The organism is Mesorhizobium sp. M7A.F.Ca.AU.001.01.1.1, assembly GCF_004022735.1.
Classification (GTDB): Bacteria; Pseudomonadota; Alphaproteobacteria; order Rhizobiales; family Rhizobiaceae; genus Mesorhizobium; species Mesorhizobium ciceri.
Genome location: NZ_RZPF01000121.1, coordinates 1 through 11,433, shown reverse-complemented (window position 1 = coordinate 11,433; position 11,433 = coordinate 1). Strand labels below are relative to the sequence as shown.

Genomic DNA, 11,433 nt, shown 5'->3' with positions numbered 1-11,433 from the left:
GGCCGCCTCGATCGGCGGCTCGGTTCTGCAGTCCCAGGCAACGAGCAGTGCCCGGGCCGGCATTGCGGAGGATTGTTATGGCTGAGCGGCGTTTCGTAGCCATGCGCCGGCTGGCCGGCGCGCTCGCACTTGCCGGCATGATCTTCGACAGCCCGCCTGCCTTGGCGCTGACAGCGCGGGATGCGTCGGCGGTCGTCGGCCTGATCGAGGCCTTGCAGCCCGAATTCGGTCAGTTCGCCTATGACGAGGAGATCGCCGCCGACTGGTACGAGCGCGATGCCGCGGACAAGGGCTTGATCGGCAGCGCCGGTTTCACCGCCGACAGCTGGAAGGTCGCGCTTGGAGAGACCATGCGCGGGTTCCTGGCGACGATGCCGGTCGCAGAACTCGATGCCATTTTCGCCAAGCTCAGAAATGCCATATCCGGCATGAGGGAGCTGACCGAGGCACAGAAGACGGAGACCATCGCCGCGATCGACGAAGAGGACGAAGGCTTGATGGCCTTGCGGGCCGAGGGTGACCCCTTCGCCGATGTCGTCAGGCCGCTGACGCCAAAAATCCGCAGCCTCATCCTCGGCCCGGCGATGGGGCAATAGGAGGTTGGGCAACAGGAAACGGGTGGCCGGAAAAGCAACTCCGGGCGGGAGCCTCGAGGCCGAACATCGCGATATTTTTCCAGCCACGGCACGTGCCGGGCGAGGCAGCCCGATCGCGATGCTGATCTGCCTGCTGGCCTCCGGCTGCAGCCAGACGGCCGCCAGCCCGCCGATCACGCCAGACCAGCATGCGCAATTGGCGGAGTTGGCGGCCGGCCCGGACTCGCCGGCAGGTCTTGGCGAGGCCCTGGCTGCAGTCGAGGCGACCAGGAAAATGCAGGACTGCCGGGCGCGTATGAACGAGACGGTCGGGCAGATGAAGACGATGGGCGCCGTCAATGGCGCGGTCGGCGTCGCCGGTCGCATGGCGGGTCCGGGGGGCAAGACAGCGGCAAAAATGGTGGCGGTCGGCACTGCCAGGGTCGTGCGCGGTAAGCTCAGCCACCAGATGCAATCGTGCTGAGACGATTGACGCGGTGCCTGGTCAGGCCGGCAGCGGCCGCTGTCCTTTCGCGGCGGCGGGCGTATCAGGCCTCGCCCCGGCATCTCGCGCGTGCGGCCCGATCGGCATGATTGCCGGAAATGGCGTCGCGCCAAAGGCAAACGTCCATTTGTAGCCGATCAGGCCATCCTCCGGCGTCGTGTGCTGGTCGTGATGGGCGAGCAGCTTGGCGCGGTCGGCGAGATCCTCCGCCTCGCGCCGCACCATTTCAGCCGTCTCCGGCCGCATCCGCCTGGAGAAGCTGACGAAGGTCGCTTCCTTGTCGATATGGGTGATGGCCCAGCCGATGAAATTCTTGTTGGTCATCTCGAACAGCGGCCTGAGCGGCCCTTCGAAGTTCCACTGGATCGGCGTCTCGACCAGCAGTCTCGCCGAGAGACCCCGTCCGAGCGCGATCAGGCCGAGTTCCTCGAGATCGCGCAGATAGAGGAACATCGAAGCCTCGCTCAGGCCTTGCGAGCGCATGATGCCTTCGGGCGTGAACTTTTCTGACAGCATGACGAAGATGAACAGCAGCGCCGGCCGGCTGGCGAGCTTGCGCTCGATCTCCGGCGCGATGTGGTTGACCGGCCCAGGCCCCCGGTTCATCGAGCCGAGCACGTTTTCCAGTTCGACACCGGCCGCAGCGCAAATCTCCATCAGCCGGTCGAGCTTGCAATTGCGCTCATGGAAGATACGCTTCACCGTCGGTTCGGAAACGCCCATGCGTTCGGCCAGCGCGCGATAGGTGACGCCCTTCGCCTTCAACGTCCGCTTCAGCGCCTGGAAGATCAGACCGTTCATTGGATGCACCTCTTGTCGCTAGTTTCGTATCGATATTCGATACTAGCGGCGTCAGGCCTTTCCGAAAAGTATCGAAAGCCATAGCTCTGCCTCGTCATCTCAGGAGAGCAGTCATGAACACCCTCATCACCTCAACCTTTATCGCCGTCATCGGCATTGCCGCAGTGCCCGCCGCGGAGGCCGGCGAACTCTGGCGCGCCACCGGGCTCGAACAGCCGGAATCGGCCCTGTTCGACGCCGCTGACAATCGCATCATCGTTTCCAACATATCAGGCAATCCCGGCGAGGCCGACGGCAACGGTTATCTCTCCGTGCTGTCGCTGGACGGCAAGACGGTCACCCAGCACTGGACCGACGGCATGGACGCACCCAAGGGCATGGCGATCTCGGGCGGCAAGCTCTATGTCGCCGACATCACGAAAGTCCGCGTCGTCGACCTCGCCAGCGGCAAGCTGGTCGCCAGCATCGCGGTGCCGAACGCGGTCTTCCTCAACGACATGACATCGGACCAATCCGGCAAGGTCTATGTCACCGACATGCTGGCCGACGCCATCTACCGCATCGATGGCGACCGGCCGGAGCTGTTCGTCAAGGACGGGGCATTGGCTTCACCCAACGGCATCTTCGCCGATGGCGGCCGATTGATCGTCGCCTCCTGGGGCAAGGGCATCAAGCCCGACTTCAGCACGACGGAGCTTGGCGGCCTGCTGTCGGTCGACATCGCCAGCAAGGTGGTTTCGCCCTTGCCGGCCGCCCAGAAATTCGCCGATCTCGACGGCGTCGTAGCCATCGGCGGCACCATCTATACCACCGCCTACATGACCGGCAAGCTCTACCGCCATCATGCGGGCGGCGCGCCGGAGGTGGTGGCGCAGTTCAAGCCGGGCAGCGCCGACATCGGCGCCGATGGCAAGTCGATCCTTTATGTGCCGTTGATGAACGAAGGCGAGGTTGTGGCGCTGAAGCTCGATTGAGAGCCATGATCGGCGCCTCAGGGCAGAGCTGCGAGACGTTCGCCAACGGCCGATGGACTGTCGTTAGTCGGCGAGGATCGTATTGTGGCCAATTAACGACGTCCCCGGATCGGCCCACCTTGTGCCAAGCGCCAATAGCCGACATTGCCGAGCAGATATTTTGATCTCGCCTTTGGGCCGGGAGCGGAACGTCCGGTTCGGGACGTGCTTGTGGCGAAGCTTCCGTCGCCACCGGTTCACCGCCGCCGGCGACCATACAGCGCGGAAGTCGCGTATCCCGATCGCTAGAGCACCCCGATACTGCGGAGCAAGGCTTGTAGTTCGGCCTCGACACCTGCCGCCCGCAGGACGGCATCCCGATTAATCCGGCGCGCCAGGTTGGCGCGCGTCATGGGCTTTTTGTATTCCGGCCATTCCTTTTCGAGCGCCTTAACCGCCCCCGGCGTATCGGGCGGGCGGTTGGCCGCCTTGCCCTCCAGATGGCGCAGCAGCATTGCCTCAAAGCAGGGCCGTTGCCAGAGAATCGTGATTCCGTTGTCGGCCGCGAGCTTGCGCGTTCGCTCGGCGCGCTGCGGATCGCGCTCGGCCTGGTCAAAATCCAAAAGCGCGAAGCGTTCCGCGGGCGCACGGCGTTTTCTCTGGAGCAGCTTCAGGCGCAGCACCGCCATCTCGATACGCGACAGCGGATCGCCGGTCCCCGGCCCCAATTCGTCAACGTGCAGGTGCACCGGCAAATTGGCATCGCGGATCAGATCTTGCAGAAAGCCGGCATAACCGACTTCTGACGCTCCCTCGCAGCCAATATAAACCGGACGGCGAAGCTCGATATATGGCGGGCGACGACGGCTCATCCGAGGTGTGGAACCCCGCCGTATGCACCGCTCAGATATTTGCGGTAATGGTTCTCGTCGCGGCGCACCTTCACGTCCATGAGGCTGTAAAGGTGGCTGCGGCCCTGCCGGTCCTTCTCGCAGATCACGATTTCCTCCTTGTTGAGGTCATCGAGCAGCGAGGCCGAATGGCAGGAGAGCCATAGCTGCGCGTCGAACTTGTTACGTCCCGAGGCCGCATAGAACCAGCGCACCAGCTCGGGCAGCATGTTCGGGTGAATGGCCGCGTCCATTTCGTCGATCGCGGCGATCCCGCCGGTATCGAGTGCGCTCATGATGAAAGGGAACATCTTGATAAAGGCCCGCGTGCCGTGGCTTTCCATCAGCCAAGGCATTTCGACCGCAAGACCCGCGTGCTTAAACAGCAGCAGCGGCCCGTTGTCCGTATGCTGAAAGCGCATCCCTTCCACACCCACATCTATGCGGCTTAGCTCATCCTTCAGCCGCGAGACGACGTTGGGCTGGTTCTTTAGATAGTCGATCACGTCGCGATCGACGAAGGAGTGCACAGGCTCAATTTGGAAGAAGGCCTTGCGCGCCGTATCCACAAGAAGCTGCGCGGTCGGGTGCTGGAATTTCGCGAATGATGACAGCACCGTGTGATTGCCGGCGAGCGTCTTCACGAGGTGCTGGAAGCCCGAGAGGCTGAAGGTTTTAGAGTCCTTCACCTTGCCCTCGGCATCGCGCTCATAGACGCGCTGCCATTTCCCTTGGCCGTTCGGCCTCTGGCGCAGCGACTCGGACGCGATCCGCACCGCGAGCCCTTCTTTGAGTTCGATTTCCAGTTCGTAGCGGTAAGTGCCTTGCTCGACCTTTTCGCCGCTCGTGGCGCGCTGAAAGACTTCCGGCGTCAGGTTTATGATGCCGCCCAGCTCGATCGCGAACCGGATCGGCCGACTGCCGGGTTCCACGTCGTTGAACCGCTCGATGCCAGCGAAGCCTGGCACCGTGCGCGCTACGCTGTCGCGGATCATCGTCACGACGAATTCGAGCGCGCGCAGCACCGTCGTTTTACCCGAGGCGTTCGCGCCATAGAGGGCGACGACCTTCGGCGCGCGCACGTCCGCACCCTCGAAGATGGGGGCATAACGGCCTTCAGGATCGGGCACTTTTCCATCCACCGACAGGTCGAGCACCTGCGGATCGCGGATGGAGAAGAAGTTTTCGACCTCTAGCTTGTAGAGCATGGGATACCTCACTTGGGGATATAATAGAATCTATAACGATATTTCGTCAATAATTCGATTACAGGATCGCTTCATGCTCACCGAGGATTGAGCATTGGCGGCGCAACGTGGATGGATGCCAGCTTTCGGAATCGGAGGTTGGTTCTCGAAATGACCAAAAAGAGGCGCAGTGCGGTTGTTCACGTCGCGCCGTGCGTGAGTCAGCTCAACGTCAAGAAGTTGGCATTCAACAGGTGGACACCTTGTCCTGACTATGGCCACCGGCCGGCAAATCCCGGCCCCTACCCCGCCTCCAGCTTCCCTTTCAGCTGCGCCCGCGCATCCTTGATCGAGGCGGCGTAGGTCACCAGCGGGCGCTTGACGCCGTGGGTGATCAGCATGCGTCGGATCTGCGGCGCGGCACCCGATATGATGAAGCGGACACCGGCGCGTTTCGCCTTGTGGGCGGCGCCTTCGATGACGTTGGCCGCCGTCGAATCGAAGAACGGTACGGCCGAGCAGTCGAGGATGAAGTTCCTGCGCTGGTCGGCTATGCGGTCGAGCACGGTGCCGACGGTCGATGCGGCGCCGAAGAAGAAGGCGCCCGAAATGCGATAGACGACGGTGTCGGCGTCGGTCGCCTCGCTGGCATCGTAGGCCTTGGTGCTGTCGGCGACATCCTCCTGCACCAGCGGCTGATCGGCCTCGACCGCAATCGACTTGGCCATGCGGTCGATGAACAGGATCGACCCCAGCACGAAGCCGACGACGATGCCTTCGGTGAGATCGCGGAAGATGACGAGCAGAAAGGTCGCCATCAGCACCAGCGCATCGCCGCGCGAGGCACGCAGCAAGGTGGCGAAGGCCTGTTTCTCGAACATATTCCAGCACACGACCGCCAGCACGCCGGCCAGGGCGGCGAGCGGGATATAGCTGGCGAGCGGCGCCGCCACCAACATCAAGGCGAGCAGGATGGCGGAGTGGACGATGCCCGAAACCGGTCCGTGGGCGCCGGCCCGCACATTGGTCGCCGTGCGGGCGATGGTGCCGGTGGCGCAGATGCCGCCGAACAGGGCGGATGCGATGTTGGCGAAGCCTTGCGCCACCAGTTCGCAGTTGGAACGATGCCGGCGGCCCGTCATCCCGTCGGCGACCACCGCCGAAAGCAGCGATTCGATGGCGCCCAGCAAGGCGAAGGCAATGGCATCCGGCAGCACGTCAATCATCCTGTCCAGGCTGATCGGCGGCAAAGCGGGCATTTGCAGGCTGCGCGGTATACCGCCAAAGCGGGTGCCGATCGTCTCCGCCGGCAGTGCGAGAAGCGCCACGACCAGCGATGCCAGCCCGATGGCGATGAGCATTGCGGGCCATGTCGGCCGCCAGCGCTTCAGGCCGGCGATGGTGGCGACGGTCAACACCGCCACGAAGGTCGCCGCCGGGTTGATGGTGCCGGCCGCCTCGCCGACCGCGATCAGCTTCGGCACCAGCGGTCCGGGCTCCTTGCCGGCAAGCTTCAGCCCGAACAGTTCGACGATCTGTCCGGAAAAGATGATGACGGCGATGCCGGCGGTGAAGCCGACCGTCACCGGATAGGGAATGAACTTGATGTAGGTGCCGAGACGGAGATAGCCGATGGCGAGCAGGAAGACCCCTGCCATCATCGTTGCCAGCAGCAGCCCGTCAATACCGACCCGGGCAACCGTCGCGGCCACCAGCACGATGAAGGCGCCGGCCGGGCCGCCGATCTGGAAGCGGCTGCCGCCGAGCGCCGAAATGATGAAGCCGCCGACGATCGAGGTGTAGAGGCCGCGCTCGGGCGTGACTCCCGAGGCGATCGCGATGGCCATCGACAAGGGCAGCGCGACAATGGCCACCGTCAGCCCGGCAATGGCGTCCGCCTTGGCGTCGGCGAAGGTGTAGCCCTCGCGCCAGACCGTCACGAGCTTTGGCGTGAACAATTCGGGAAATGTCGGCTTTGCCGACTGGTGGGCCGACCTTTGGGCCGATCTGGGGGCCGGTTCATGCCCTGCCCGCTGCGTCTGATCCATGGACTGCCTTTCGCACCCTGAAAGGCGGCGGGATCGTCGGCAGGGCTGTCGGCGGTCGCCGTCGCGACTTTATGCCGGCTCAGCCTTGGGATCCGGCGGCACGGCAGACTTGAGGCGCACGCCCCGGCCGCCGCGCTCGCTGGCCTGATTCTCGCCGATCAGCTCCACCCCGGCCTCGTCGAGGGCCTGGATGACCTTCATCAGCGTGTCGACCACGCCCCTGACCACGCCATCGCTCGCCTCCATGCGCTGGATAGTCGGAAGCGAAACGCCGGCGCGCTCGGCGAGCGTCTTCTGATCGATGCCGGCCAGCGCCCTTGCGGCGCGCATCTGCGCGGCAGTGATCATCGGCCGGAATCCCCGTCTGAGTCTGCAGGAGTAAGGTATAATATCATCATTCTGATGTTTCAAGCATTAGGATGAATGTTTGAGACGTAAGTAGCGGCGCCTGACTGGCCATTTTTTAGATACTTTCCCGGGATTGCGCGCTAAGGTCTTCCATCTGGGCAGGGAGTAACGCGGTTGAATATCTTCAAGACTTTCATGACATCGGCAGCCTTGCTGTCGGCGGTTTTCCTGTTGGCCGGCTGCGGGCACGGGCTGATCAACCGGCTGATCTAGTCTCCAGTCTCGCCGTCCGGGTGCTGCCCACGCCATCGCTGCCACGTCCGGGCAGCGAGCCAGCACAGCATCGCCCAGACGAAGCCGGCGCACCAGCCGGCCAGCACATCCGACGGCCAGTGGACGCCGAGATAGACGCGGCTGATGCCGACCAGCAGCGTCGTCAGCACCGCCAGCGACAGCACATAGATCTTCGTCGTTCGACCGGGCAGGAAGCGTGCCGCCAGCGCGCCGAGCGTCAGATAGGTCACCGCCGACAGCATGGCGTGGCCGCTGGGAAAAGACAGCGTCGTTTCGTTGACGAGATGCGAGACGAGTTCGGGGCGCGGCCGGTCGATTCCGGCTTTCAGCAGGCTCGACAGCATCTGACCGCCGGCCACCGCCACGAAGATGAAAAGGGCGGTCGCCGGCCTGCGGATAAGCAGGAGATAGACGATTACCGCCGTCACGATCAGCACCAGCACGCTGCCGCTGCCAAGGCTTGTGATGTCGCGCATCGCCCCTTGCAGCCACATCGGGCCGATCGGGCTGTCAGGCCGCCCCGCCTGGCGGAAGGCGAGCAGTATTTCGGTGTCGAAGGCGTGCGGGGTGGTGGCGCGCGCCATCTCCATCAGCTCCTCGAATCCCCAAAGGCCGGCCGCGATGACCAGGCCGGCCAGCAGCACCGGGAATTCGACCCGGTTGAGCAAAGCGTTCGCGGCATTCTTCATCGGCAATCCGCCCGTTACAGCCGGCCTTGCAGATAGGGTCCGAGCGTGATCAGCGCCACTGCGGCGATCGCCAGCATGATGCCGGTCGCCTGCAGCGCGTTGACGCGCTCGCCGAAGAAGACCAGTGCCACGACGTTCACCGAGACCAGCTGGATGACGGCAGACAGGCTGAACGACACCGACATGCCGAATTCGCGGATCAGCCGCAGCATGATCAGATTGCCCAGCGAATAGAGCGCCAGCGTCAGCGCGATCTTGCCAAGGCTCGGCGCCAGGCCCCATTGCTTGGCGGCTGTCGCCGCCAGCAGGAAAATGACCGTTGAAAAGCCGAGCTGCAGCAGTCCCGAAAAACTCAACGTTCCGCCCCCCTCTCGAAGCGGCTCCCGCCGCATGTGTCGCGGACGTTGTTTCCGAAGCGCGCCGGGACGTCAAGCGCTCGACCAAACGAAGCTCTTGGCAATGGCAAGACGGAGGCTCAATGTACCGACATCGTCCAGCCATTCGATTGAAGGGCGGTCAGGGGTTCATGATTCGTATTCTGCAGAACTTGACGCGACGCTGGAGCGAACTCTCTCTTGCCTTGCAATTCGTCGTTGCCGGCGGTTTTGGCCTGCTGGCCGTCATGCTGGTGGTGGGCGCCTGGGTGACGGCGCAGATCAGAGAGGGCGTCATCCGCAATTCGGCCGCCACGACGGCGCTCTATGTCGACAGCGTGATTGCGCCGCTGCTTCCCGACTTGCGCAAGGAGCAGGAGCTCAGCGATTCCGTCAAGCAGGCGCTGGACGAGACGCTTGGCCAGGGCGCGCTCGGCAAGCGCCTCGAATCGTTCATGCTCTGGCGCCGCGACGGGACGGTCCTCTATGCCAAGGAGACGGCCCTGATCGGCCGCCGCTTCGCTCCGAGCGACAATCTGCGTTCCGCTTTCCAAGGCAATGTCGTCGCTGAATTCAATACTTTCGATGAGGATGAGAGCGAGGAGAAGGCGACCGGCTTGCCATTGCTGGAGATCTACAATCCCGTGCGCGAGCCCTGGTCGGGCGAGGTGGTGGCGGTTACCGAGTTCTATGAGATCGCCGACGATTTCCAGGCCACCCTGGCTTCCGCTCTGTGGTCGAGCTGGCTGATCGTGGCCGGCGCGACCCTGGCGGCATTCCTGCTCCTGTCGGGCATCGTCCTGCGCGGCAGCCGCACCATCGACGACCAGCGTGGGGCGCTGCGCCGCCAGGTGTCGGAACTGCAGGGTCTGGTGGCGCAAAACAGTGCCTTGCGACTGCGCGTGCAACAGGCCTCGCGCCGCGCCACCGCGCTCAACGAAAGATATCTGCGCCGCATCGGCGCCGACCTGCATGACGGCCCGGCCCAACTCGTGGCCCTGGCGGCGCTGCGCATGGACAGCCCGATATTTTCCAGCGATGGCCATTCGGGCGCAAGCCGCTCGACCGAGGTCACGATGATTCGCAAGACGCTGGAGGATGCGATGCGCGAAATACGCGGCATCTGCACCGGCCTTGTCCTGCCGCAGATCGAGACGGCTGCCGCAACCGACATTCTGCGGCTGGCCGTCAAGGAACACGAACAGAGGACGGGAACGTCGGTGACGCTGACGCTGGCCGGACAGTTGCCTGAACCCGGCGCCTCCGAGAAGATCAGCATCTATCGTTTCGTCCAGGAAGGGCTGAACAATGCCTATCACCACGGGCTAGGCAAGGATCAGGCGGTGAGTGCCGGGATGAAAGGTGGCAGGCTTTTTGTCGAAGTGTCGGACCGCGGGCCGGGTTTCGATCCGACGGCACGGGTCGAGGGCCTCGGGCTCGCCGGCCTCAGGGAACGGGTCGAAAGCATTGGCGGACAGTTCGAAACCTTGACCGGGCCGCAAGGTACGCGTTTGGTGATCCGTCTGTCGGTCGAGGAGCAAGCATGACTGGGACCATTCGCATTGCCATTGTCGACGATCATCCCCTCTTTCGCGAAGGTGTGACGCGCAGCCTGTCGGAGATCGGAGGCTTCGAGATGGTTGGCGAGGGCGCCACGGCGCAGGATGCCGAACGCCTCGCCGCGACGATGCGGCCCGACATCTTGCTGCTCGACATCTCGATGCCGGGCGGCGGGCTGAGCGCGGTCGCAAGCATCCTCGCCAACCATCCCGCCCAGAAGATCGTCATGCTGACCGTCTCGGAGGCCAATGCCGATGTGACCAAGGCGCTGAACGCAGGGGTGAATGGCTATGTCCTCAAAGGCGTCGGATCGCGCGGCCTCGCCGACATCCTGCGCAATGTCGCAGCCGGCGAAAGCTATCTCTCGCCGACACTATCGGCCCGGCTGCTTTCGGATCTCCAGTCCCAGCAGCCGACCGACGGCTTGGCGGAACGGCTGCGGCAGCTCACCGATCGGCAAACGGAAATCCTGCGGCTGGTGGCGGAGGGGCTGAGCAACAAGGAAGTCGCCTTGCGGCTTGAGTTGCAGGAGAAGACCGTCAAACATCACATGACCGGAGTGCTGTCGAAGCTCAATGTGCGAAATCGCACCGAAGCGGCCTTGATGATGCGTGAGTGGCGCGACCGCGACAGGCCTTCCTAAAGCATTTCACCGTTTCACGGAAACGGCGAGCTGCTCTAACTCTGTGACGCAATTCCCAAGGGAACGGGAAAACCGCTTCACACTTTTTCTAGAATTGCTCTGGGCAGGTCCGAAGAAATGCGCAGCGGTTTCCCGTCCCGGATTGCGCAAAAGCGCGTCGCGCCTCGGGACCGCAGCCATTGCGGTGCCGAAAACCGGGACGACGCCGGCCGGAAACGAGGTCACCTCCGCCGGGGGGCGGCGGAGGTGACGTGCAAAGCTGACCGTTGCCTGTTGGCCAGCTTCACAAGGCCTTGAGACGATTGGCATCGGCCGGCGTGGCCTGGCGGTCGATGATCGTGCGACCGAGAGCGTCCTTCATGCTGAAACGACCGTTCTCGAGCTTTTCCGTTATGCCGTCGGGATGCCTGACTGTGATCTTGTTGCCGGTCACGTCGACCTTGTCACCGGTCTTTGCATTGACATGGCTCCCGCTCTTACCCTGACTGGATCCTGATTTGCCGTTGTTGCCACTGTTGCCGCTGTTGCCGTTATTCCCATTGCCGTTGCCGCTGTTCCCGCTATTG

General features: G+C 63.5%; 12 protein-coding genes and 1 pseudogene. 5 read left to right on the top strand and 8 right to left on the bottom strand.

Features of this window, described 5'->3' with window-relative positions:
• Positions 1-77: 77 nt before the first annotated feature.
• Positions 78-596, top strand: a complete 519-nt coding sequence (locus tag EN884_RS10230; RefSeq protein WP_063169641.1) for a hypothetical protein — start codon at positions 78-80, stop codon at positions 594-596.
• Positions 597-618: 22 nt separating this feature from the next.
• The gene (locus EN884_RS10225) at positions 619-1,059 is read left to right on the top strand and encodes a hypothetical protein (protein ID WP_063169640.1); all 441 of its coding nucleotides are present in this window, start codon (positions 619-621) and stop codon (positions 1,057-1,059) included.
• A gap of 21 nt (positions 1,060-1,080) precedes the next feature.
• Here EN884_RS10225 and EN884_RS10220 read toward each other — a convergent pair whose 3' ends face one another.
• Positions 1,081-1,881, bottom strand: a complete 801-nt coding sequence (locus tag EN884_RS10220; RefSeq protein ID WP_063169639.1) for a helix-turn-helix transcriptional regulator — start codon at positions 1,879-1,881, stop codon at positions 1,081-1,083.
• A 113-nt stretch (positions 1,882-1,994) separates the two neighbouring features.
• On the opposite strand from EN884_RS10220, the gene EN884_RS10215 reads away from it, so the two are divergent.
• Positions 1,995-2,855, top strand: a complete 861-nt coding sequence (locus tag EN884_RS10215; protein WP_063169638.1) for a hypothetical protein — start codon at positions 1,995-1,997, stop codon at positions 2,853-2,855.
• A 284-nt stretch (positions 2,856-3,139) separates the two neighbouring features.
• Here the strand turns inward: EN884_RS10215 and EN884_RS10210 are convergent, their stop codons facing one another.
• The 6 genes from EN884_RS10210 to EN884_RS10185 all read right to left on the bottom strand — a co-directional run bounded on the left by EN884_RS10210 (position 3,140) and on the right by EN884_RS10185 (position 8,646).
• Positions 3,140-3,706, bottom strand: a complete 567-nt coding sequence (locus EN884_RS10210) for a hypothetical protein (protein WP_063169637.1) — start codon at positions 3,704-3,706, stop codon at positions 3,140-3,142.
• The gene (locus EN884_RS10205) at positions 3,703-4,932 is read right to left on the bottom strand and encodes an AAA family ATPase (RefSeq protein ID WP_063169636.1); all 1,230 of its coding nucleotides are present in this window, start codon (positions 4,930-4,932) and stop codon (positions 3,703-3,705) included. Before EN884_RS10205 ends, EN884_RS10210 begins: the two co-directional genes overlap by 4 nt.
• A 281-nt stretch (positions 4,933-5,213) precedes the next feature.
• The gene (locus EN884_RS10200; protein ID WP_063169635.1) at positions 5,214-6,959 is read right to left on the bottom strand and encodes a SulP family inorganic anion transporter; all 1,746 of its coding nucleotides are present in this window, start codon (positions 6,957-6,959) and stop codon (positions 5,214-5,216) included.
• A 69-nt stretch (positions 6,960-7,028) separates the two neighbouring features.
• On the bottom strand, positions 7,029-7,307 hold the full coding sequence (locus EN884_RS10195) for a helix-turn-helix transcriptional regulator (protein ID WP_063169634.1): 279 nt from the start codon (positions 7,305-7,307) through the stop codon (positions 7,029-7,031).
• Positions 7,308-7,576: 269 nt separating this feature from the next.
• Entirely contained in the window at positions 7,577-8,290 is a 714-nt protein-coding gene (locus EN884_RS10190) for a phosphatase PAP2 family protein (protein ID WP_063169633.1), read from the bottom strand.
• Between the two features lie 14 nt (positions 8,291-8,304).
• Positions 8,305-8,646: a hypothetical protein gene (locus EN884_RS10185; RefSeq protein WP_013528672.1), complete on the bottom strand. Its 342-nt coding sequence runs from the start codon at positions 8,644-8,646 to the stop codon at positions 8,305-8,307.
• A 170-nt stretch (positions 8,647-8,816) separates the two neighbouring features.
• Here EN884_RS10185 and EN884_RS10180 point away from each other — a divergent pair, with 170 nt between their 5' ends.
• Together EN884_RS10180 and EN884_RS10175 are read left to right on the top strand one after the other, a co-directional pair.
• Positions 8,817-10,211 (top strand): sensor histidine kinase, encoded by a 1,395-nt coding sequence (locus EN884_RS10180; protein WP_024502211.1) that lies wholly within the window; start codon positions 8,817-8,819, stop codon positions 10,209-10,211.
• Entirely contained in the window at positions 10,208-10,867 is a 660-nt protein-coding gene (locus tag EN884_RS10175; protein WP_013528674.1) for a response regulator transcription factor, read from the top strand. Before EN884_RS10180 ends, EN884_RS10175 begins: the two co-directional genes overlap by 4 nt.
• Before the next feature lie 283 nt (positions 10,868-11,150).
• Here EN884_RS10175 and EN884_RS10170 read toward each other — a convergent pair.
• Positions 11,151-11,433, bottom strand: a pseudogene (locus EN884_RS10170) (hypothetical protein); the annotation flags it as partial.

Coding starts and splice junctions, on each gene's coding strand:
- EN884_RS10210 (WP_063169637.1), bottom strand. CDS start 3,706: ATGAGCCGTCGTCGCCCGCCATATATCGAGCTTCGCCGTCCGGTTTAT.
- EN884_RS10200 (WP_063169635.1), bottom strand. CDS start 6,959: ATGGATCAGACGCAGCGGGCAGGGCATGAACCGGCCCCCAGATCGGCC.
- EN884_RS10195 (WP_063169634.1), bottom strand. CDS start 7,307: ATGATCACTGCCGCGCAGATGCGCGCCGCAAGGGCGCTGGCCGGCATC.
- EN884_RS10230 (WP_063169641.1), top strand. CDS start 78: ATGGCTGAGCGGCGTTTCGTAGCCATGCGCCGGCTGGCCGGCGCGCTC.
- EN884_RS10190 (WP_063169633.1), bottom strand. CDS start 8,290: ATGAAGAATGCCGCGAACGCTTTGCTCAACCGGGTCGAATTCCCGGTG.
- EN884_RS10215 (WP_063169638.1), top strand. CDS start 1,995: ATGAACACCCTCATCACCTCAACCTTTATCGCCGTCATCGGCATTGCC.
- EN884_RS10220 (WP_063169639.1), bottom strand. CDS start 1,881: ATGAACGGTCTGATCTTCCAGGCGCTGAAGCGGACGTTGAAGGCGAAG.
- EN884_RS10180 (WP_024502211.1), top strand. CDS start 8,817: ATGATTCGTATTCTGCAGAACTTGACGCGACGCTGGAGCGAACTCTCT.
- EN884_RS10205 (WP_063169636.1), bottom strand. CDS start 4,932: ATGCTCTACAAGCTAGAGGTCGAAAACTTCTTCTCCATCCGCGATCCG.
- EN884_RS10175 (WP_013528674.1), top strand. CDS start 10,208: ATGACTGGGACCATTCGCATTGCCATTGTCGACGATCATCCCCTCTTT.